General features: G+C 61.9%; 16 protein-coding genes. 6 read left to right on the top strand and 10 right to left on the bottom strand.

Annotation, left to right across the window (positions count from 1 at the left end; genetic code table 11):
- Nucleotides 1-19 precede the first annotated feature (19 nt).
- Both IRI77_RS30020 and IRI77_RS30025 read right to left on the bottom strand, forming a co-directional pair.
- Nucleotides 20-943 carry an ABC transporter permease gene (locus IRI77_RS30020; protein WP_194448641.1) on the bottom strand — a complete coding sequence of 308 codons (924 nt, stop codon included), beginning with the start codon at nucleotides 941-943 and terminating at the stop codon, nucleotides 20-22.
- Entirely contained in the window at nucleotides 940-2418 is a 1479-nt protein-coding gene (locus IRI77_RS30025; RefSeq protein ID WP_194448642.1) for a sugar ABC transporter ATP-binding protein, read from the bottom strand. The genes IRI77_RS30020 and IRI77_RS30025 overlap by 4 nt, the downstream gene beginning before the upstream one ends.
- A gap of 62 nt (nucleotides 2419-2480) precedes the next feature.
- Between IRI77_RS30025 and IRI77_RS30030 the strand changes: the two genes are divergently transcribed.
- Nucleotides 2481-2927, top strand: coding sequence for an SRPBCC family protein (locus IRI77_RS30030; protein WP_194448643.1), 447 nt, complete (start codon nucleotides 2481-2483; stop codon nucleotides 2925-2927).
- A 2-nt stretch (nucleotides 2928-2929) separates the two neighbouring features.
- Here the strand turns inward: IRI77_RS30030 and dnaB are convergent, their stop codons facing one another.
- Nucleotides 2930-4315 carry a replicative DNA helicase gene (gene dnaB, locus IRI77_RS30035; protein WP_194448644.1) on the bottom strand — a complete coding sequence of 462 codons (1386 nt, stop codon included), beginning with the start codon at nucleotides 4313-4315 and terminating at the stop codon, nucleotides 2930-2932.
- Nucleotides 4316-4620: 305 nt separating this feature from the next.
- On the bottom strand, nucleotides 4621-5160 hold the full coding sequence (locus IRI77_RS30040) for a hypothetical protein (RefSeq protein WP_194448645.1): 540 nt from the start codon (nucleotides 5158-5160) through the stop codon (nucleotides 4621-4623).
- 114 nt (nucleotides 5161-5274) lie between these two features.
- On the opposite strand from IRI77_RS30040, the gene IRI77_RS30045 reads away from it, so the two are divergent.
- Nucleotides 5275-5676 carry a Dps family protein gene (locus tag IRI77_RS30045; protein WP_194448646.1) on the top strand — a complete coding sequence of 134 codons (402 nt, stop codon included), beginning with the start codon at nucleotides 5275-5277 and terminating at the stop codon, nucleotides 5674-5676.
- A gap of 155 nt (nucleotides 5677-5831) precedes the next feature.
- On the opposite strand, the gene IRI77_RS30050 is transcribed toward IRI77_RS30045, so the two are convergent.
- The 3 genes from IRI77_RS30050 to IRI77_RS30060 are packed head-to-tail and all read right to left on the bottom strand — an operon-like array spanning nucleotide 5832 to nucleotide 12498.
- Nucleotides 5832-10616 carry an efflux RND transporter permease subunit gene (locus tag IRI77_RS30050; RefSeq protein ID WP_194448647.1) on the bottom strand — a complete coding sequence of 1595 codons (4785 nt, stop codon included), beginning with the start codon at nucleotides 10614-10616 and terminating at the stop codon, nucleotides 5832-5834.
- A 16-nt stretch (nucleotides 10617-10632) separates the two neighbouring features.
- Nucleotides 10633-11835, bottom strand: a complete 1203-nt coding sequence (locus tag IRI77_RS30055) for an efflux RND transporter periplasmic adaptor subunit (protein WP_194448648.1) — start codon at nucleotides 11833-11835, stop codon at nucleotides 10633-10635.
- Nucleotides 11836-11838: 3 nt separating this feature from the next.
- Nucleotides 11839-12498: a TetR/AcrR family transcriptional regulator gene (locus tag IRI77_RS30060; RefSeq protein WP_228486392.1), complete on the bottom strand. Its 660-nt coding sequence runs from the start codon at nucleotides 12496-12498 to the stop codon at nucleotides 11839-11841.
- A gap of 113 nt (nucleotides 12499-12611) precedes the next feature.
- Here IRI77_RS30060 and IRI77_RS30065 point away from each other — a divergent pair, with 113 nt between their 5' ends.
- The gene (locus tag IRI77_RS30065; RefSeq protein ID WP_194448650.1) at nucleotides 12612-13850 is read left to right on the top strand and encodes a CotH kinase family protein; all 1239 of its coding nucleotides are present in this window, start codon (nucleotides 12612-12614) and stop codon (nucleotides 13848-13850) included.
- A 29-nt stretch (nucleotides 13851-13879) separates the two neighbouring features.
- Nucleotides 13880-15616, top strand: a complete 1737-nt coding sequence (locus IRI77_RS30070) for a metallophosphoesterase (protein WP_194448651.1) — start codon at nucleotides 13880-13882, stop codon at nucleotides 15614-15616.
- Here the strand turns inward: IRI77_RS30070 and IRI77_RS30075 are convergent.
- Nucleotides 15594-16022, bottom strand: coding sequence for a barstar family protein (locus IRI77_RS30075; RefSeq protein WP_194448652.1), 429 nt, complete (start codon nucleotides 16020-16022; stop codon nucleotides 15594-15596). The genes IRI77_RS30070 and IRI77_RS30075 overlap by 23 nt on opposite strands.
- A 72-nt stretch (nucleotides 16023-16094) precedes the next feature.
- Between IRI77_RS30075 and IRI77_RS30080 the strand changes: the two genes are divergently transcribed.
- A complete protein-coding gene (locus IRI77_RS30080) occupies nucleotides 16095-17015 on the top strand; it encodes a sugar phosphate isomerase/epimerase family protein (protein WP_194448653.1) in 921 nt (306 codons plus the stop codon).
- 81 nt (nucleotides 17016-17096) lie between these two features.
- The gene (locus IRI77_RS30085; RefSeq protein ID WP_194448654.1) at nucleotides 17097-18899 is read left to right on the top strand and encodes a sodium:solute symporter family protein; all 1803 of its coding nucleotides are present in this window, start codon (nucleotides 17097-17099) and stop codon (nucleotides 18897-18899) included.
- Nucleotides 18900-18913: 14 nt separating this feature from the next.
- Here IRI77_RS30085 and IRI77_RS30090 read toward each other — a convergent pair whose 3' ends face one another.
- Nucleotides 18914-19798 (bottom strand): hypothetical protein, encoded by an 885-nt coding sequence (locus IRI77_RS30090; RefSeq protein WP_194448655.1) that lies wholly within the window; start codon nucleotides 19796-19798, stop codon nucleotides 18914-18916.
- Nucleotides 19785-20930: an IPT/TIG domain-containing protein gene (locus IRI77_RS30095; RefSeq protein WP_194448656.1), complete on the bottom strand. Its 1146-nt coding sequence runs from the start codon at nucleotides 20928-20930 to the stop codon at nucleotides 19785-19787. The genes IRI77_RS30090 and IRI77_RS30095 overlap by 14 nt, the downstream gene beginning before the upstream one ends.
- Between the last annotated feature and the right edge of the window lie 362 nt (nucleotides 20931-21292).

The following is a 21292-nucleotide window of genomic DNA, read 5'->3' on the forward strand; positions in this document are numbered from 1 at the left end:
ATTCTATCGGATAGCCGGCCTACGCGGCCATTTTCCGTTTGCGCAGCTCATCCAGCACCACCGCCAGAATAATGACCGCCCCGATAATCGCCTGCTGCAGGTAAGGCGAGATCCCCAGCAGGTCGCTGCCATTCGACAACAGCCCCATGATGTAGGCGCCGATCAGCGTGCCCACGACGGACCCTTCGCCGCCCCGCAGAGACCCGCCCCCAATCACCACCGCCGCAATTGCCTGCAGCTCATAGCCTTGGCCCGCCGTCGGCTGCCCCGTCATCAGCCGCGAAGTCTCGATCATGCCCGCCAGCCCGGTCAGCAAGCCGCCCGCTGCATAGATCGTCGTCACATGGAACGACACGGGGATTCCCGCATAAAACGCCGCATCCGGATTCGACCCGATCGCAAACCCATAGCGGCCCATCCGGGTATGCTCCAGCAATATGTGGACCCCCGCCGCACACACAAACAGCACGTACAGCACGAACGGAATGTGCAGCATCGCCCCCTCGCCCAGGAAGGCGAAGTCCTTTGGCATGTTCTGGATAGGCAGCCCGCCCGAAATGATCAGGCCCAGCCCGCGATAGATGCCCAGCGTGCCCAGCGTGGCGATGAATGGATTGATCCGGAGTTTCGTCACCAGCAGGCCGTTGACCGTCCCGCACGCCACCCCCGCCAGCAATCCCACCGCGATGCCCACCAGGATGGGCTGGCCCTGCGCCATGGTCATGGCCCCCAGCAACCCGCACAACGCCATAATCGAACCCACACTCAGATCGATGCCGCCCGCGATGATAATCATCGTCATCCCCAGGGCCATGATGTTGATCACCGCGGTCTGCCGGATCACCGCCGCCAGGTTCACGGCCGTCATAAAGTGCGGAGTCGCCGCCGACAGCCCGGCAAACAGCAGAATCAGCGAAATAAACGGCAACAGGCGCTCGATCATGCCACTCGCTCCGTCCCGCCGCCACCCAGGGCGGCATGGCGCAGAATCTCCTCCTGGGTAGTCTGGCCCGGCAGTTCGGCCACGATCCGGCCCTGCCGCATCACCAGGATCCGGTCGGCCAACTGCAACAGCTCCGGCAGCTCGGAGCTCACCATCAGTACGGCCGCTCCGCCCCGCGCCAGCTCGTCGATCAGCCGGAAGACCTCGATCTTCGCCCCGATATCGATGCCGCGCGTCGGTTCGTCGAACAGAATGATGTTCGCGCCCCGTGTCATCCAGCGGGCAATGACCACCTTCTGCTGGTTGCCGCCGCTCAGTTTGCCGGCCAACTGTCCGGGCGAGGCGGACTTCAAATTCAACCGCGTTGACTGCCCGGCCACCACTGCCTCCTCCTGCGCATGATTCAGGAAGCCGAATCTCGACACCCGCTCCAGCGACGCCATCAGCATGTTCTGCGCGACCGGTAAGCCAACCGCCAGTCCATTCTTCTGCCGGTCTTCCGGAATCAAAGCCATTCCAACCCGCACGGCGTCGCGCGGCGAGCGGATCCGCACCGGCTGCCCCTGCACGCTAACCGTGCCCGCATCAATGGGATCCACGCCGAAGATCGCCCGGCACAGCTCCGTCCGGCCCGCGCCGATCAGCCCCGCCAGCCCCACCACCTCGCCCGCGTGCAGCCTGAACGAAACACCGCACAACACACCGCGCCGTTCCAGGCCCTCCACGCGCAGCATCTCCTGGCCCGGCGGCAGCGACGCCCGCTGGTAGACCGCCTCAAACGGGCGCCCCACCATGTGCCGGATCAGCTCCTCCGTAGTGGTGCCCCCCAGCTCGCCCGTAAACACCGTCTCCCCATCGCGCAACACTGTGACGCGATCCCCCAGTTCCCTCAACTCGTCCATGCGATGCGTAATGTAGATGATGCTGGTGCCGCGGTCGCGCATCTCGCGCACAATGCGGAACACCTCCGCCGACTCCGCGTGCGACAGCGACGACGTCGGCTCATCGAAGATCAGCAGCGACGACCCGTGCGCGATCGCCCGCAGGATCTCCACCAGTTGCCGGCCCGCCGGGCCCAGCCGCTGCACCGTCCAGTCCGCTTGCAACGGGAAGTGGTGCTGCTCGATCAGGCGCCGGGCGTCCTCCACGGCTTTCCGCCGGTGGATCAGTCCGAACGGGGCAGCCGGTTCGCGGCCCAGGTAAATGTTCTCGGCCACCGTCAGGTGCGGGGCCAGCAGGCTCTCCTGGTGCACCATCGACACCCCGGCCCTCTGTGACTCCGCCGGGTTCGCGAAGCGCATCGCCTGGCCCTGCCACTCCAGCGTCCCGGCATCCGGCCGCTGCAGCCCGGCCAGGATCTTCATCAGAGTGGACTTGCCCGCGCCGTTCTCGCCCAGCAGCAGATGCACCTCACCGCGCCGTACCTCGAGGTTGCCGTCCCTCAGGGCCACGACGCCCCCAAACCTCTTTTGCATCCCTCTGACCTGGAGAACCATCTCGGTAGTGCCGCTCACGCGAACTACACAGCTTATCAGCCATGCCCGAATACGTTCACTCGTCCGTCTTCCAGACCTCCGTCGAGCGGCTCTTCGCCTTTCACGAGGCCCCCGACGCCTTGCAGCGCCTCATGCCGCCCTGGCAGCCCGCCGAAGTGATTTCGCGCGCAGGCGGACTCTCAGTCGGCGCACGGGTTGAGCTGGAGTTGAAGTTGGGCCCGTTCCGGCTGCGTTGGGTGGCGCGCCATACGGAATTTGTGCGCAACCGCCTGTTTGCGGACATCCAGGAGTCAGGCCCGTTCCGCCGCTGGAGCCATCGCCACGAGTTCGCGCCCGAAGGCGCAGCGGCCCGCCTCACCGATCGCGTCGAGTTCTCACTGCCCGGCGGCCGTCTGGTGGATTTCTTGGGAGCGGCCATCGCCCGCCACCAACTCCGCCGCCTGTTTGCCTACCGTCACGCGGTCACGAAACAGGCGTGCGAGGGCTGAGTTTACTCGCCGTGGTCGTCGTCGAACGAATCGGCCGCGTTCTCAAACTTCGTGTAGTTGTGCAGGAACACCAGCGGGACCTTGCCCGTCGGGCCGTTACGTTGCTTGGCCAGGATCAGCTCCGCCACGCCGCGCAGGTCTTCGCGGTCTTTCTGGTAGACTTCCGGCCGGAAAATGAACGCCACCATGTCGGCGTCCTGCTCAATCGAACCCGATTCGCGCAGGTCGGCCAGCTGCGGCCGGTGGTCTCCAATGCGCTGTTCCGGAGCGCGGCTCAACTGCGACAACACCAGGAACGGCACTTCCAGATCCTTCGACATCAGCTTCATGCCGCGCGACAGGGCGCCCACTTCCTGCACGCGGTTCGAGTTGCGGCCCAGCGACGGAGCCGGCATCAGTTGCAGGTAGTCCACCACCACCAGGCCCAGGTCGTTCGACGCCCGCAGCTTGCGCAGCTTGGCGTTGATGTCCATCAGCGTTGTGCTCGACGTATCGTCGATAAAGATCGGCGCTTCATACAGATCGGCCGCCGCCATACCCAGCCGGGCGCGCTCTTCGCGGTCCAGGTAGCCCGACCGGAAACGCTGCTGGTCCACCCGGCCCAGGGAACAGATGAGGCGGGTCAGCAGCGACTGCTTCGACATTTCCATCGAGAAGACGGCGACCGCCTTCGGATTCTTCTTGTTCGTGGCCACATGCAGCGCGACATTCAAAGCCAGGGCAGTCTTGCCCATGGCGGGACGGGCGGCGAGGATGATCAGTTCGCCCGGCCGCATACCGCCGGTCATCTCATCGAACTTGATGAAGCCCGTGCTGACGCCCTGCACGCGCCGGCCGGGGTCCAGAAACGCGTTGACGCCGCCCTCTTCGCTGTCGAAAACCTGCTGCGCGCTCAGCAGCGAGTCCTTCGCCCGTGCTTCGCCCAGCTTCAGCAGCCCTTCCTCGGCATGCGAGAGAATCAGGGCCGGATCGTCCTCCGCCAGCATGCAGCGCTGGATCGTCTCCTGCGCCGAATAGATCAACTGCCGCAGCAGGCTCTTGTCGCGGACGATCGCGATGTAGCTCTCGATGTGGAAGATTTCCGGCAGGCCCTCGTCCAGCGATGAGAGGTAAGTGAGGCCATCCACCGCTTCCAGTTCGGAGTGCCGCATTAGCTCATTCGCCACGGTGACGCGGTCAATGCGCTCTTCCCGATTGTTCAAGTCCATCATTCGCTGGAAGATGCGGCGGTGCTTGTCCAGCGAGAAATCATCCGGCGACAGGCTGGCGGCGGCCGTGATGAACGTGTTGCTGTTGATCAGGATCGAGCCTAGAACCATCCGCTCGGCGTACACATTGGACGGCAGGCCCCGCTCGAAGGACTGGTCAGTTTTCGAAGGCTGTGACATCGTGGAACGTTTCCCAATGTCGCAGTCCACGGCTGCTCTTTCAACTAGTATTTCGGCGCCGGTTTGTGGTGCGCCGCTCAAACCTGTGAGTATCCTGTGGACATCCGCCGGTGCTCAGGAACGGGCGCAACAGGATTGAATTCCGAAGCCGGCATCGGCTAAGCTAATAGTGTCGACGTATGAACGGAGCGGCTAAACGCCGTGGCGTCGATCCCGCCGGGTGACCGGCCCCCACCCAAGTGTGGGGATACTCAAGAGGACCGATTAGGACTAACGGAAAGAGGCTCCCAGCCCGGGGGCCTCTTTCATTTGGGCACCCGGATCGCTTTATTGTTCAAAACATTGAACAGGATGACCGGGAAGCCGATCGGCTTCAGCTTGGGCCGGTTGGCTAGGTGCTCAGGATCGCGGACATAGGCGCTCTGGACAACGAGATTGACGCGCCCACTGCGCGACGATCGGCTGGCCACGAAATAGATCTCGTATTCCAGCCGGGCGCCAGTCCGCTTGTCGACGATTTCGATCGTAAAGAAGTTGCCCTTGCCGGAGTGGTAGACCTTGCGCCCGCACAGGCCTCTGACGATGTCCGGCAGTTGATGCGAAAGCTCGTAGCGCTGGAAGTCGAAAACGCGCGTTTCACGATCGTCGCGATAGCACAGGTTCGGATCCGGACATTCACCGGCCTTGATGCCCCGCGTGAAGCAGTGCATGGAGAAGATCACGTCGACGGTATAGCAACGCGCGGGCTTGCCGCCTTTAGCTTCCTGCGCATAGGTGATAGTGGCCGGATGGAGGTGGCTTAGATCATGCTCCTCCCCTCCGTGCCGGAATGGACGCCAGATCACCAAGCGTCATCCCTGACAGCACCCGCCGAGAACATGCGTACTCGCTCAGTCTAGTTCACAACGGTATTCGACCTGCAACTTGCAAATGACTTGCAATATCCAATAGGGAGAGCTATGGAAACCTTAAACATCGTCCTGAAACGCGAACTGGCCCTGTTGCTCCGTACGTGGAACTACCACTGGAACGTAGAGGGCCCTCTTTTCCCGAGCCTCCACAAACTCTTTGAGGCTCAGTACGACGAACTCCAGGAACTGGTCGACGAGGTGGCTGAGCGGATCCGCTCACTCGGTGGCGTGGCTCCCATGCAGGTCAGCCTCGATCTCACCACCGCTGAAAGCACCAGCCACATGCTGGATGCCCTGGCCGATGCTCACGAAAGCCTCAGCGCGCAGATGCGCACCGAATGGGTGCCCGCACTGAGCGAAGCAGGCGATATCGGGACGGCCGATCTGCTCACCCGCGCTCTCCAGCTCCACGACAAGGCTGCCTGGATGCTGCGCTCCACCGCAAAATAAAGTTTGCTTCTGTTGTTCCCTGGCTCGCGTACCGAGGTCTAATCCAGGCAAGGGGTCTCACCTTCGGTTCTTTCGTTCCTAAGGTACGTACCGCTAAGTGGGATCAGTCGGGACCGGTGTTCCTGGAACGGCGCCGGTCCCAAACCGTTTTCTGCCTAGTGCAGTTCCACCTTGTTGGCTTCCAGCGTCGTGCCCAGCACCTGCTGCAGCCGCGCCACCGCCTTATTCCTCAACAGGAACGAGCCCACCAGCCGGCGCCTTGTATCCAGCAGTTCGTTCTGCCGGGTTAGCACCAGGAAGTTCGTACTCTCCCCCGTCTGGAACAGCCGGATCTCGCTGTCCATCTTCTCCGCGGCGGCCTTTTCCGCGGCGCGGGCCGCTTCCATCCGCTGGCGCGCCGTTTCCAGCGCCTGCAGTGAATTCCGCACCTGGGCCGAAATGCCCTGTTCCAACTGCATCCGCGTAAGCTTCAGCCGCTTCTCCGTGATCGCGGTCTGCTCATACTGCGCTTCCGCCGTACGATTGCGAGGCGACCATTCAATGCTCAAACCCGCCTGCACGGACTGGTAGTTGCCGCTGAACAGGTTCGACAGCCCTTGTCCATAGCCGCCCACGAAGGACGCCGGAACCGAGCCGCCCAGGCTGATCGCCGGCAGCGGCGGCAGCCCCGCGACCGCGGAAAGGTCATTGACCCGTCCAAACAGCGGAGAGAACGCCGCCGCGAATCCACCGCTCGACGTCGCTGGCACCGTGCCCGCTAAACCCGAATTGATGTAGTTCGCGTTCAGGTTCACCTGCGGCTTCGTGCCGCTGCGCGCCAGATCCTTCTGGACGTCGTTCTGCTGGGTCCGCAGCTCCAGCGACCGCAGTTCCGTCCGCTTCTCCAGCGCAATGGTCATGGCCTGCTTCAGGTCGTCGATGGGCGTCTCCAGCGTAGTGCGCTCCGAGGGCATCAGCCGGTCGTTCCACAACGGATCGTTGCGGTCCGGCGTGAGGATCACCTTCAGTTCGTTCTCCGCGCTGGTCACAATGCCGATCGCCGTGACGTAGTTGTCGATGCGCCGTTGCAGCTCCGCTTCCGAAGCCGCCAGTTCCACCGGAGCCAGCGTGCCCGCCGAAATCTGCCGCTGGTTGCGCTCATGCTGGTCGCGCGCCAACCGCACGCCATCGGCCGCCACCACGGCGTCTTCAATCGAAGCCGCCAGATCCCAGTACGCCGCTTGCGTGCGCGCAATCACGTCGATCACCCGGGTCTCGAAATCCGTCTCCGACTGCTGCTTCTGCTTCGCCCGGATCTTCAGCACGGCCCGGTCGTTGTCCAGGTCCCGGTAACGCCACAGCGGCATCGAGAACCCGGCCGTCAGCCGCGACGTGAAGTTCGGATTCAGCGAGACGAACGGGTTGTTCGTGCTCTGCCGCTGGTTGTCGAAATCCACATGGAACGACAGGCCCTGCCATGGAGTCTTCTGCTTCACCGACAGGTTGTTGGTCAGGTAGTGCTCGCTCACCTTGCCGTTCGCCGCCGCCAGGCTGCTGGCCGCCGGCGAGTTGTTCGCCTGTATGGAGGGCGCGAACAGCACCACGGAATCGAAAGCGCCGCGAGCGCCCTTCAGGCCCGCCACCGAAGTCGCCACCGTAGTGCGCTCCAGTTCGATTTCCAGGTTGTTCTTCAGCGCCATTTGCACGGCTTCCTGCAGCGACAGGGGATGCTGTGTGCCGCTGACGCCGACGCGCTCGGCCTTGGAGACTTCTTCCAGGATCTTCGTCATCTCCGCGTTCTGCGGGAACGTCAGATCCTGCGGCTTCTGCTGCGCGCGCAGCGGAGCCGCCCCGATCAGCAGCAGGATCAGCAGCATCGCCGTGACGGGCTGGATCACTTCCTTGCGCCGCGTACGGCGCTTGAAGAACTCGCCCATGTCGTCAAACAACGTATAGGCCACGGGCGTGACCACCAGCGTCAAAATCAACGCCATGGCCTGGCCGCCGATCACGACGATGGCCACCGTGCGGCGTGTACCAGCGCCGGCGCCCGAGCCGAAGGCCAGCGGCAGCATGCCCGCGATCAGCGCCGCCGTCGTCATCAGGATCGGCCGCAACCGGTCGTCGCAGCCGCGGAAGACCGCCTCCAGGCGAGGCACGCCTTCGCGCCGCAACCCCTTGATGTGGTCCACCTGCAGAATCGAGTTCTTCTTCACGATGCCGAACAACACCAGGATGCCCAGCGAGGTGTACACCACCGAAAAGTTCTCGCCCGCCAGGAACAGGCTCAACAAAGCAAACGGAATGGACAGCGGCAGGCTGAGCAGAATCGTAATCGGATCCACAAAGCTCTCGTAGTTCGCCGCCAGAATCATGTACATGAACACGATGGACAGCAGGAAAGCGAACAGGAAGTTCGTCACCGCCTTGCCCAGTTCCTTCGACCGGCCCACCGCCCCGTGCCGGTACTCCGGCGGCAGGTTCATCTTGACCATCTCCTCGCTCACCGTGTTCAACAGGTCGCTCAGCGCCAGGCCCTTGTTCAGACTGCCCTGGATCAGCACGCGCCGCTGGCGGTTCCAGCGGTCGATCGACGTCGGACCCGTACCCAGTTCCATCGAAGCCACGTTCGAGATGGGCACATTGCCCAGCGTCGCCGATGGCACGAACAGCCGCTCCAACGCCTGCTGGGAGTTGCGGAACGGCTTCGAGACGCGCAGCAGCACGTCATAACGGTCGTCCCCTTCGCGATAGGTCGTCACCTGGTCGTCGCCGCCCACCAGCACGCGCATCGCGTTCGCCACCTGGGCCACGTTCACATTCAGGTCAGCCGCCTTGTCGCGATTGATCTGCACCCGCACTTCCGGCTTGCCGGACTCATAGGTCAGTTCCAGATCGGCCATGCCCGGAATCGAATTCAGCTTCGTCATCAGCCGCTTGGCGTACTGCTCCAGCTTGCCGAGGTCCGGACCTTGGATGGAGTACATGAAGTCGCGATCCGCGCCGCCCGAAATTAGCGACGGCAACTGGACGCCCACGATCAGGTCCTTATACTTCTTCAGCTTGTCGCGAGTCATGTCCATCAGCACGCGCTGGCTCTCCTTGCGCTTGTTGGTATCCACGAGCTCGACGATGATCGACCCGCGATCCACCTGACGGCGCTGATCCGCGCCCACCGTGGTGAGCAGGTCGCGCACGCCCGGCAACACCTGGATGTCCTTCTCGATCTGCGCCATTACCTGCGTGGTGCCCTCCAGCGAACTGCCCACCGGCATGCGCACCGAGACTTCGAACTCGCTCTGGTCCTCGACAGGCAGAAAATCCACACCCATGCGGCTCATCATCGGACCCGTCGAAAGCACCACCAGCACCGAAACGACGACGATCACCCAGCGGTGGCGCAGCGACCACGCCAGCATCTCGTGATACGGCATCGACATGTACTTGTGGAAGAAGCCGGATTTCGTGTCGTGATCCTTCTTGCCCAGGCGCAGGAACCGTGAACACAACATCGGCGTCAGCGTGAAGCTCACCAGCAGCGAGATGCCGATCGCAAACGCCGCCGTGTAGCCGAAACTCGACATGAACCGGCCCACGATGCCGGGCATCAGCGCGATCGGGATGAAGATGATGATCAGGCTCAACGTGGTCGCCATGACCGCCAGGCCAATCTCCCGCGTGCCGTGCACCGCGGCCTCCATCGCCGACATGTTCTTCTCTTCCATGTAGCGGAAGATATTCTCCAGCACGACGATAGCGTCGTCGATCACGATGCCCACCACCAGTGTCAACGCCAGCATGGTGATCTGGTTCAGAGTGAACCCCATGTAGTTCAGCAGCGTGAACGTGGAGATGATCGATGTCGGAATCGCAATGGCCGCAATCAGCGTCGAGCGCCAGTTGCGAATGAACAGCATCACGATGATGCCGGCGAACACGCCGCCCAGCACCAGGTGCTCCTGCACCGCTTCAAACGCCGCTTCAATGAACCCTGACTGGTCGCGGGCGTAGGTGATCTTGAAATCCGGCGGCAGCGACTTCTTCAATTGCTCGATGCGCGTCTTCACCGCCGCGATTACGTCCAGCGAGTTCGTGCCCGACTGCTTGCGGACCGCCAATACCACCGCGCTCTCGCCGTTCAACCGGGCCAGTGAGCGCGGCTCTTCAAACCCGTCCACCACTTGCCCGATGTCCGCCACGCGGATCGGCGCGCCGTTCAGGTTGCCCACGACGATGCGCTCGAAATCCACCGGCCGCTCCACGCGGCCCATCGTGCGCAGCGAGAGTTCGCGATTCCCTTCATCGATGCGCCCGCCGGGAATCTCGATGTTCTGCGCTGCCAGCGCCGCCCGCACCTGCTCGATGTTCAGGTTGTAGGAATATAGCTTCTCGCCGTCCACCACCACCTGGATCTGCCGCTTGCGCTCACCCACGAAACGCACCTGGCCCACGCCGCTGATCGATTCGATGTTCTTCTTCAGGCCGTCATCCGACAGCTTCGTGATCTCCCGCAGATCGCGATTGGCCGACACCACGACATTCAACACGGGTGAGGCATCCGTGGCGATTTTCTCGACAATGGGCGACTTGGCGTCCTTCGGCAATTGGCCCAGTACGGTGTTGATCTTGTCCCGTACCTCCTGCGCCGCCACTTCCGGATCTTTCTCCAGCAGGAACGCGATGGAGATGATCGACACACCTTCAGCCGACGTCGAGTTCAATTCGTCAATGCCGCTGATGGTGTTTACCACCTCTTCCAACGGCTTCGTCACCTGCGTCTCCACCTCTTCCGGCGAGGCGCCGGCCAGGGTCGTCGTAATGTTGACGTACGGAAACTCCACCTTGGGGAAATAGTCCACGCCCAACTGGCGGTAGCTGGCCATGCCGACCACCATCAACGCCAGAATCAGCATGGTGGCGAAAACAGGCCGCTTGATGCAGATCTCTGCTAGTCTTTGCATTCTGGTGCGCCTCCGGCTAGTTCTGACCGGCCGTCCGCACCGGCGCGCCGTTCGTCAGCATCGGCAGATTGGAGACCGCCACCTGGGCGCCGGCCGCGATGGTGCCTTCCGGCATCTCCACCATTCCGTTGGAACCCAGAATCTGCGGGATCTTGTGCTCCACCGCCTTGCCGTTCTCGATGGAGAAGAACTTGTTCAGTCCGGCCACCGTGTAGACCGCATCCTTCGGCACCGCGATCACCGGGTAGGCTTTGTTCGTCACCAGGCGCACCTGCACGAACGAACCCGGCTTCAGCCGCGCATCGCCATTCAGCAGCCGCGCTTCCGCCGTCAGCGTCCGCGAACGGTTGTCCAGCGCCGGATTCAACTCCCGCACCACGGCCTTGAACGTCGCGTTTGGCACCGCTTCTGTCGTGAACTCCAGCGTCGTGCCCACATGGATCTCAGACACAGCCGACTCCGGGATCTCCGCCCGCAGCCGCAGCGGCGTCGCCTTCACCACCGTGTAGATCGCCACGTTTTCCTTGATGTACTGGCCCGGCGACACGTGCTTCATCTGCACGATGCCATCAAACGGAGCCACCACCGTCGCGTCCCGCAGCCGTTTCTCGGCCAGCTTCACATCGGCCCGCAGCGAGCGGATCGCCGCCAGTTGCGTGCGCAGTTCGTCCTGCGTCGCTTCCAAAGCCGCCCATCGGGCCCGATACGCTTTTTCCAGCTCAGTAAACCGCTCCGTACTGATGTCGCCCGTCTTCACCAGCTTGGCCGCGTTCTCATATTTCGATTTCGCGTCTTCCATCTGCGCCTTGGCCTGGCGGGTCTGCGGCGTCGTGTCCGGAATCTCTTCCTTCGTTGGATCGATGCCCACCCGCGCCATCGCCTGCGCCAATGATCCGCGCGCGCGCTCCACTTGCAGCGCCAACTCCTGCGTATCCAGCTCGGCCAGGATCTGGCCCTTCTTCACCATCTGTCCAAAGTCGTAGTTCAGCTTCGTGATCCGGCCCGGCACCTCGGAACTCACCGTCGTCGTCTCATCGGGCTGCAGCGAACCCGTCGCCATGATGGCGCGTTCCACCGTCTGTGCCACAGCGGGTGCGGTCTTGATCGAAATGGGGTCTGGTGCTGTCGTCGCTTTGGCTGCTTGCGGATCTTTCCTGCCGCAGCCGGCGGCTAACAGGATGGAAATGAGAAGAAGGGCCAGGGAAAAGGCACGCGACATATACTACAGGTCTCCTTCCGCACGGGGGCGGATGCCATTCAAAAAAAGATCAACGAATTCTCGGACGATCTCGTTCCGTGGGCGTTCCGGCAGGGGGCAGCGGAACACAGTCGAAACCAGTCCATAGTGGGCAATCGGCCCCACGAAGGCGAAAGATAAGGTCTGCGGGTCAAAACCGCGAAAAGCGCCGTCCTTGATCCGCCGCTCCATATAGGACGCCACAAAGGCTTTGAATTGTGTGGTGGCCCGCTCATGCCACAGCTCCGCCAGTTCATGACCCTCCAGCCCGCTGAACATCAGCAGGCGGATCTGCGCGGGATCGTCCAGATACCAGCCGAGGATCACTTCCCCCAGCGCCATTAGCAATCCCACATCGTCCTGCTCGCCGTCCACCTTGCGCATGCTCGCGTCGAAGGTAAGCGATGCCTCAGCCACCATGTGGTCCACGATGGCTGTGTAAAGTTCCCGTTTCGTCGCGAAATGCTGGTACAGCACCGGCTCACTCACGCCGACGGCCGAAGCCAGTTCCCGCGTCGTCGTACCCCGGAAGCCTCGTTGGGCAAACAGCTCCACCGCCGTTCGGAGAATGGCTGCCCGCCGCTCTCCACTGCGCAACCGCTGCTTCCCCACGACTGGAGTATCGAAATTAGCGTCCGCTAACATAGCACCTACTAAGATAGCAGGCGCTAGCTTGGTCCGGCAACGCGACAAAGATCACATCACAAGCCGCGCAACCTTTTTTCGGATATTGCCGTCTTAATTCTTACGGTAAGCCAATGAAAATAAACAATTTAATACTGATTGGATTGCTTGCCTCGTTCTGCCCGGGCAGCCTCCTGGCTCAAGTACCGGATTCCGTCATCGATAGCTCCACCAAACTCTATGACTCCAGCGTTCTCCATCAATTCGATCTCACGATGAGTCCGGACGACTGGGCGCTCCTGAAGCAGAACTACACCGAAGACACCAACTACAAAGCCACCATGAGCTGGAGCGGCATCACTGTCACTGATGTCGCCGTCCGCAGCCGCGGCAGCAGCAGCCGTTCCGGCGTGAAGCCGTCGCTGAAAATCTCAATCGATAAATACGTGGATGGCGCCAGGTTTCTTCTCCAGAAATCCCTGGTGCTGATCAACATGATCCAGGATCCGCCCATGCTGCGCGACTACCTCAGCATGCAGATGTTCCGCCGGGCCGGCGTGCCCGCCCCCCGCAGCGCCTTTGCCCGGGTGAATGTGAACGGCGAATACCAGGGGCTCTTCCTGCTGGTGGAGGACATCGACACCCCGTTTCTGGCTCGCAATTTCTACACCAATACAGGCTGGCTGTACGAGTACAACCTCGTCAACATCTATCACTTCGAGGACCTTGGCGACGACCCTGCCGCCTATTCTCCAGATCCCTTCGAATTGAAAACCAACAAGAAAACGCCCAATACCGGAGAGCTGATAGCCTTCATCAAGGCGGTCAACTCCACCACGCCCGAGACCTTTGTCGACGACATCGCCTCCCACCTGGATATCAACCGACTGCTGCGCCATGTGGCCGTCGAGACCTACCTGGGTGAGATCGACGGCCTCGCCGGGGTGGTCGGTTCGAACAACTTCTACCTCTACCAGGCCGGCGCCGGCACGCCCTTCGAGTTCATTCCCTGGGACAAGAGCGCCGCCCTGAACTACTGGGACGAACCCATCTTCGCCCGGCTGGATGAGAACGTCATCCTGCACACCGCCCTCCAGGTGCCTGAGCTGAAGCAGCGCTTCCTCTTCCATCTGAACGAGGTGAACCGCCTGGCGGGCGGCAAGGACGGCTGGCTCGACCGCTTGACCGCCCAGGCCATCGCCTTGACCAAAGCCTCCGCGATTGAAGATAAGAACAAACCCTACACGCAGGCGGAGTATGATGAGGCGTTGGATTGGACGATCTTCTCGATCCGCAGCCGCTTCACCTTCATTCAGGAGGCACTGGCCTCCGAGGGTGTCCAGAACCAGGAGCCGGATAGCCGGGTTCAGTAAGCGCCTGCCCAGACAGGTTTTGTGACGCAATGACACATCACGGGCGCCGGCTTTTCCTCAAGGCCCTGCTGGCCGGAATGGCCGGCTCCCGTATGCTGCGCGCCGCGCCTGAGGCCTCCACCGCGCGCCTCCAGTTTCTGCCCGGCGGCGGAGCCTCGCTGCTCTGGGTTCTCACCGAACCGGGCTCCGGACTGCTCTCGTGGCAGGCCGGCGATGGCGAATGGTCACAGCTCGAAATCGGGGTCCGGCCTCTCCCCCCCCAAATCACCGGACTCGACTCCGAGCTAGAACTGCTCATCGCCCGCCTGCCCGACCTTCCGCCTGAAACCGACATCCAGTACAAGCTGGAATGGAACAGCGCTCCGGCCGGTTCCGGCACGTTCCGCACACCCGGCCCGCATGGCCCCACCGCGACCTTTCTCGCTCTCGGCGATTCCGGCTCCAGGCTGCCCGAGCAGGATGCCGTCGCCGCCGCGATGCAGCAGGAGACCGATGCGGATTTTGTACTCCATGTCGGAGATATGGGGTATCCCGCGGGCAGCTTCACGGATCTCCGCGAGGCCTACCTGAAGCCCTATGCGGCCCAGATGGCCCGCATCCCCTTCTACTCCGCTCCGGGCAATCACGAGTACTACACCGACAGCCTGCGGCCCTACATGAAGCTGCGCCTCGGGCCCGACGACCAGTGGAGCTATTACTCCGTCCAGCACGGCCCCGTCCACGTCATCTCTGTGGATTCGAACGATCCCGTGCTGCCGGATCCCGATACCAACCGCATGCTGCCCTGGCTGGAGCAGCAACTGCGCGACAGCACCTCCTTCTGGCGGGTTATCCTCTTCCACCATCCGGCCTACACCGCGGGTCTCCACCGGGACGATCCCTTTGTCGCCCTCTCGCGCGAGCGCCTGGCCACCCTTTGCGAACGCTACTCCGTGCCGCTCGTGCTGAATGGCCACGAACACTTCTATCAGCGCACCTGCCCGGTAAAGGACGGCCAGCCGGCCCAGGGCGGCGCGGGCACCACCTACATCATCACCGGTGGCGGCGGAGCCAAACTCTACCCCTTCTACGTCCACCCGCTCACTGCCTACGGCGCCTCGGTCTTCGAATATGTGAAGGTGCACATCGACGGGCTGCGCATGGTGGTCAGCGCCCTCGATGCGAACCGGCTCGAATTCGACCGGGTGGAGATTGCGCCCCCACCCGCGATCCGCGATCTGGTGAACGCCGCTGACCAGCGGCCGGCTCTCGCTCCGGGTTCTCTTGCCGTCCTGCGCGGCTACCACTTTTCACCAGACCGGCCGGTCCGCCTGCGCTGCGACGGACAACTGCAGGACGTGATCGATTCCAACGCGGTCACCGCGCAGTTCCAGGTTCCCTATTCGGCCTCCGTGGTGGTGCGCCTCCAGGTGGAGACGCCGAATGGACTGGCGGAGACGGAGGTGCGCATCGCCACCCTGGCTCCGGCGCTGTTCCCGCTCGATCCGCAACTCACGGTGGCGCCTGGCGCCGCCTCGGACGTCTTTGCCACGGGCCTGGGCGCTCTTGCCGGAGACCTGCCGGCCGCACCGCTCGCCCTGGCCATGGCCTCGAATTACATGCCCGTGACCCCCATCGCCACCGCCCTGCCCGGCGTGTACCGCCTCGACTACACCGTGCCGCTGGATGCGCCGGAGGGCAATGTGGAACTCCGGCTCAACGCCGGAGATGAGTGGAGCGGGCCGCTGTTCGTGCCGGTCGTCTTCAGTCCCGCACAATCAGCTTGAACATGCGCTGATGGATCTCATAGCGCGATTCGTGGATGAACTCCAGAATCTCCAGCAGCTCCTCGAAGATCGCTTCGTTGTTCTGGCGCAACTGTTCCGGAGCCCGGAACAGCACCACCCACCCCATGTGCGAGTCGTTCGGCAGGCGCAGCAGATTCTGTCGCAGCGCTGACAGATCGGCGCTCAGCAAGGCAGGCGCCGGCGCGGCCGATGCGAATCGTTCCAGTAGCGAGGCCGCATCCGTGACCGGCGTGGTTCCATCGAGATTCAGCACCGAATAACCGGCGCGATGCAGAGCCGCGGGGAGGCTAGCCCAGAGACTGTCCGGGATACTTGGGTCCAGCCACACCACTGGCGTGCCTGGATCCTCCACCCGCAAGAGTATCTGACCGAGGGATAAACTCATGGCGGAGCGCTTATAGTCTTCCAGCATATGCGATAGACTTTCCCGACAGGAACACACTTTGGAGGAAATTCCATGACCCGGCGCGAAATGTTGGCGGCCACCACCGCCCTGGTGCCCGCGGCAATGGCATCCGGCCGCACCCGGATGACCATCCACCTGGACTGCGGCTCGATCGGCGTAAAGGCCTCACAGCCCGAGGCTTTGGCCTATGCCGCCCGCTTCGGTTTTGAATCCGTCACCGCCGATTCAGCCTGGCTCGCCGCCCAGGACGAGAGCGCCCTCAAGCGCTTCCTCGACGACATGAAGGCGAAGAAGATTGTGTGGGCCAACGCCGGCCTGCCCGTCGAATTTCGCAAAACGGACGAGGAGTTCGCCAAAGGGTTGAAGGACTTGCCCGTACGCAGCGCCGCCCTGCGCAAGGCAGGCGTCACGCGTGTCAGCACCTGGCTCTCCCCCAACAGCGACACCCTCACCTATCGCGAGAATTTCGACATCCACGCGCGCCGCCTGAAGGAGTGCGCCCGCATCCTCAAGGGGGACGGCCTGCGCCTGGGCCTCGAGTACGTCGGCCCGAAAACACTTTGGACCGCGCGCCGCTACGCCTTCGTTCACACCATGAAGGAGATGAAGGAACTCATCGCCGCCACCGGCGAACCTAACATCGGCTTCCTCATGGATAGCTGGCACTGGTACACCGCCGGAGACACAGTGGCCGATATCCACTCCCTGGCCAACAAGGACGTCATCTCCGTCGACCTCAACGACGCCCCGGCCGGAGTGCCCGTCGACCAGCAGGTGGACAGCAAGCGCGAAATCCCCTGCGCCACCGGTGTCATCGCCGTGGCCGACTTCCTCAACGCCCTGAACAAAATCGGCTGCGACGCGCCCGTGCGCTGCGAGCCCTTCAACGCCGCCCTGCGCGCCATGCCGCCGGATGAGGCCCTGCAGACCACCGTCAACGCCATGAAGAAGGCCTTCTCCCTGATTACGTAGGGGTTGGGCGCGGACCAACCGGATGATCGCATTGGCTTTTACCCCGCCCATGCGCTATTCTCAGCCGTTCAGGGAGTTCTTATGATTCTAGGTCCTCTGGATTGGGTGATTGCCCTTGCGTCGATCCTGATTTGCTTCGTTCCGGCACTCTTTTTTGGCAAGCGATCGGGCAAGAGTACAGCGGAGTTCTTTGCCTCGGGCCGCTCCGTTCCCTGGTGGCTGGCCGGCCTTTCCATGGTCGCCACCACCTTCTCCTCCGACACCCCCAACCTGGTTGCTAACTTCGTTCGAACCCAGGGCGTGGCCGGAAACTGGCAATGGTGGGCGTTCACGCTCACCGGCGTCTCCACTGTTTTCTTCTACGCCCGCCTGTGGCGCCGCTCCGGCGTGTTGACGGATCTGGAATTCTACGAGGTCCGCTACTCCGGCAAGGCGGCTTCGGCCGTGCGCGGCTTCCGCGCCGTCTACCTCGGCCTGTTCTTCAACTGCATCATCATGGCTTCGGTGAACCTGGCGGCCTGTAAGATCGCCAGTGTCCTGTTCGGCATGAGCCGCTGGCAGACGCTGCTCGCCGTCGGCCTGCTGAATGTGGTCTTCGCCGCCCACTCCGGCCTGTGGGGCGTGCTGGTCATCGACATGATCCAGTTCTTCATCAAGATGACGGCCGTCATCGCCGCGGCGTACTTCGCCCTCAAGCTGCCGCAAGTCGGCGGCATGGCTGGCCTGGTGGAGAAGCTCTCCCACAAGGTCGGGCCCGGCGGCCTCAACTACCTGAACGTCCTGCCCGACTTCACCAGTAGTTGGGATCTGGCCCTGGCGGTGTTCATCATCCCCCTCACCGTGCAATGGTGGGCGGTCTGGTACCCTGGCGCCGAACCCGGCGGCGGCAGCTACATCGCCCAGCGCATGCTGGCCTCGAAGTCGGAGAAGGACGCGCTCGGCAGTTCACTCTTCTTCAACCTGGCCCACTACATCCTGCGCCCCTGGCCCTGGATCATCGTTGGCTTGGCCTCGCTGATCATCTACCCCGAACTCTCCGACATCCAGAAAGCCTTCCCGCACGTCGATCCATCGCTGGTCGGCCACGACATCGCCTATCCGGCCATGCTCAAGTTCCTGCCCACCGGCTTCATCGGCCTGATGGTGGGCGGCCTGGTGGCGGCCAACTCCTCGACGATCCTGACGCACCTCAACTGGGGCGCGTCTTACCTGGTCCACGACTTCTACCGCCGCTTCCTGAAGCCCGGCGAAACGGAAAAGCATTACGTGAAAGCCGGCCGCTGGGCGACAATCCTGCTCTTCGTCGTCTCCTCGGCCATGGTGTTCGTGCTGCAGACGGCGCAGGACAACTTCAACATCATGTTGCAGGTGGGCGCCGGTACGGGCCTGCTCTACCTGTTGCGCTGGTTCTGGTGGCGCATCACGGCATGGTGCGAAATCGTCGCCATGATCAGTTCCTTTGGAGCCTCCATCGCGTTCCTGATCCTGCACAAGAACGGCATCGTCCTGGGCACCTACAAGGAACTGCTGCTCACCATCGGCTTCACGACGCTCTGCTGGGTCATCACGGCCCTCTTCGGACCCCAGACCGACCACGACAAGCTGATCAGCTTCTACCGCCTGGTGCACCCCATCGGGCCCGGCTGGACCACCATCCGCCGGGAAGCCGGTGTGGACCCGACCGAAGCCGCCGCCTACGCTCGCCAGGACAACATCCCGTTGGCCATGGTGGGTTGGGTCACCGGCGTCTCCGTGATCTGGTCCGGCCTGTTCCTGGTCGGCAACTTCCTGTATGGCCGCATGGACTACGTCATGATGTTGACGGCGACCCTGGCGGTCAGCGGCACCATCCTGATCCTCGTGATCCGCCGGTTGTGGGAATAGCTCCCTCTTTGCTCCTACCGCTGCTGAACCGGCGGCGCCGGGCATCCTGACGGGTGCTCCGGCGCTGTTGTGCACTCTCTGAGAAGTCTTGCCAAAATCTGCTCTCGCCGGGCGGTATCTTTGATCCGCACAGCCTGCCCGTAAGTTAGCGACCAAGCATGATTATGGGACGAGCCCTTCGTACGGTCCAGAATGTCGAGCATTGCCTGAATGGCGTCGGGTGTGTCGAATTTGGCCAGCGACACCATGGCGAAGTCGTTCGGGGACTGGCTGGACTTCACGCCTTCCAGGATAAACGGCACGGCGACCGGATCATGGAACGCACACAGTCGGCCGAGAAGTATCGCCCTTTCGGATTCATCACGCGCGTCCTTCAGATCTCGGACAAGCTGCCGGCATCGTTCGGTTAGCTTCTGCTCGTTACGAGGTTCAACGAGCAGGGAGAGCGAGCCCTCGGAGCCGCTCGGGAGATGACGGATGGTGAGAATGTACCGGCCCGGCTCGCGGAACGGAGTTCGCTCGTCCAGGATGAGCTGCAGCCGGGCGGTGCCTCGGCCCAGCACGGGAAATGGAAAACTCGCAGTGTCGCCAGAAGGTGGGTGGTATGGGTATTCCACCGGCTTCCCGTCAGGGCTAGCGACAGTCCAGACGAAGTTGCCAACTCCGTTATCACCGGTTTCCAGATCCAAGTCGTTGGCGCCAAGGTTCTCGAATCGCACGATGACATCCACCGGTTCACCGACTGAGATTTCGGCTCGTCCCAGCGTGTAGGAAATGCGCGCCCTTCCTGGCATCGCCGTCTCCTGCGCAAGAAGAACCATGGCCGGCAGGAGAACAAATCCGGCGACGCCAATCAAACGAAGCGGCAAGCCGATCCAGGAATAGTTATGGAAGGTCATAGGTATTGGATACTCCGCTTTTCTCAATTTTGTACTGCCAGCGACCGCTTTCGTTCGTGATAGAGCGAACGATCTGGATGTCGCGGAACCCACCTATAACGGTCCAGTCCGTATTTGATCCACACGTACACCTGAACTCGTAGTCTTGTGATGCCACGAATGAATTCGTACTATATGGCTTAGCAAACTGCATTGTTGAACTTAACTTGTGCTGGTCCTCCATAAAACCGTATGAGGCAGGCCTCCCGTCGTTAGGTGGGTATATCGTGGGGTTTATGAAGCCAGCATCAGTCGGCCACGGTGGGCTGGGAGGGTAATAGACTGATCCGCTTGGGTAACGCACTACTTCGCGGATTGAGCATCTGTTCAGATCCGCGAGATTCCCTGTTGGCGAGACCCATTCATACCTGAAGTATAGCCATCCCTGAGGTGCCGGCGTTCCAACTGTCTGATGGAAACCAGTTGGTTCGATGCAACTTGCCGTAAATGTCGCTGAATTGCTGGTTAGGTTGTTGGTGACGGTCACGTTGTGTGCCCCCATTGACATGTTACTACTGTCAAAGCTGACGTTGATTGAAGTGCTCGACGCGCTAGCGACATTGATGCTTGAGGCCCCGTCGATGTTCACCGTGGGGCTGGTGCCGAAGGCGAGTCCTGATATCACCATTTGAACACCAGATCGCTGCGATGCATTGCTTGGCGTCACTGTAGAGATAATCGGAGCCACCGCCAGGTCTTTCTGCTCGGTGGTTGGCAGATAGAGATATGGTGGGTAGACGCTGTCATCCTGTACCTTCCAGAAATTGCTTGTTGCATATGTTCCGGTAGCGTCGAGAATTGGTAGCTGGACAGTCGCTTGGGCGAGTCCAGGTATGTAGTCCCCTGGGCTTTCCTCTCTTGCCGGCGGTCCGCCAGATGGCCTAGTTAGATCAACATATGTGTAGAACGAGCAAGGATTATATCCGCCGATGGTGGATGTTGCGATAACCTTCAGTTTGTCAGATGATCTCTCAATTGTTAGCGTCTTATTGTAAGTATAGCCGGCGCATGTGGTTTCAGTTGGAGGAGAAGCTGAGAGTTGCAGAAGTATCGCTGTGGAAATAATTAGTGGGAGAATAGTCCGTTGCGACATTTCTATCTACTCTCTTCTATTGTCCCGGGACGACCACCATATTAGGCTTAATTTTGGTGTCTACGAAACTCCTCAGCCGTGCGCTTCCCGCCTGTCCAAGGCCCCGCTCAAGCGCGGCCCTTGTCTTTTCGAGGCCTGTCCACCCTTCGGCGAAAAGAGCGTCAAATTGAACGAATACGGACTGTGGGAGGGGCCGGGAAAGATTTTTCTATTTGATTGTCTTCACGCGCAGCATGATCGAGTCGTATGAGCTACGAAATTCATTCGAGGCACTAACTATCAAACCTGCCTCGACGGAGCCTAGCCCGCCATCCTGCAAACGAAAGAGACGGTCGTTCTTGGGGACGGTCGAACGGTCTGAC

It is taken from the genome of Paludibaculum fermentans, assembly GCF_015277775.1.
Lineage (GTDB): Bacteria > Acidobacteriota > Terriglobia > Bryobacterales > Bryobacteraceae > Paludibaculum > Paludibaculum fermentans.

Excerpts from the sequence above, each read along its gene's own strand:
- IRI77_RS30045 (WP_194448646.1), top strand. The coding sequence starts at position 5,275 with ATGGAAACCTTAAACATCGTCCTGAAACGCGAACTGGCCCTGTTGCTC.
- IRI77_RS30020 (WP_194448641.1), bottom strand. The coding sequence starts at position 943 with ATGATCGAGCGCCTGTTGCCGTTTATTTCGCTGATTCTGCTGTTTGCC.
- IRI77_RS30055 (WP_194448648.1), bottom strand. The coding sequence starts at position 11,835 with ATGTCGCGTGCCTTTTCCCTGGCCCTTCTTCTCATTTCCATCCTGTTA.
- IRI77_RS30085 (WP_194448654.1), top strand. The coding sequence starts at position 17,097 with ATGATTCTAGGTCCTCTGGATTGGGTGATTGCCCTTGCGTCGATCCTG.
- IRI77_RS30075 (WP_194448652.1), bottom strand. The coding sequence starts at position 16,022 with ATGAGTTTATCCCTCGGTCAGATACTCTTGCGGGTGGAGGATCCAGGC.
- IRI77_RS30095 (WP_194448656.1), bottom strand. The coding sequence starts at position 20,930 with ATGTCGCAACGGACTATTCTCCCACTAATTATTTCCACAGCGATACTT.
- IRI77_RS30030 (WP_194448643.1), top strand. The coding sequence starts at position 2,481 with ATGCCCGAATACGTTCACTCGTCCGTCTTCCAGACCTCCGTCGAGCGG.
- IRI77_RS30065 (WP_194448650.1), top strand. The coding sequence starts at position 12,612 with ATGAAAATAAACAATTTAATACTGATTGGATTGCTTGCCTCGTTCTGC.
- IRI77_RS30090 (WP_194448655.1), bottom strand. The coding sequence starts at position 19,798 with ATGACCTTCCATAACTATTCCTGGATCGGCTTGCCGCTTCGTTTGATT.
- IRI77_RS30070 (WP_194448651.1), top strand. The coding sequence starts at position 13,880 with ATGACACATCACGGGCGCCGGCTTTTCCTCAAGGCCCTGCTGGCCGGA.
- dnaB (WP_194448644.1), bottom strand. The coding sequence starts at position 4,315 with ATGTCACAGCCTTCGAAAACTGACCAGTCCTTCGAGCGGGGCCTGCCG.
- IRI77_RS30050 (WP_194448647.1), bottom strand. The coding sequence starts at position 10,616 with ATGCAAAGACTAGCAGAGATCTGCATCAAGCGGCCTGTTTTCGCCACC.
- IRI77_RS30080 (WP_194448653.1), top strand. The coding sequence starts at position 16,095 with ATGACCCGGCGCGAAATGTTGGCGGCCACCACCGCCCTGGTGCCCGCG.
- IRI77_RS30060 (WP_228486392.1), bottom strand. The coding sequence starts at position 12,498 with ATGTTAGCGGACGCTAATTTCGATACTCCAGTCGTGGGGAAGCAGCGG.
- IRI77_RS30025 (WP_194448642.1), bottom strand. The coding sequence starts at position 2,418 with ATGCAAAAGAGGTTTGGGGGCGTCGTGGCCCTGAGGGACGGCAACCTC.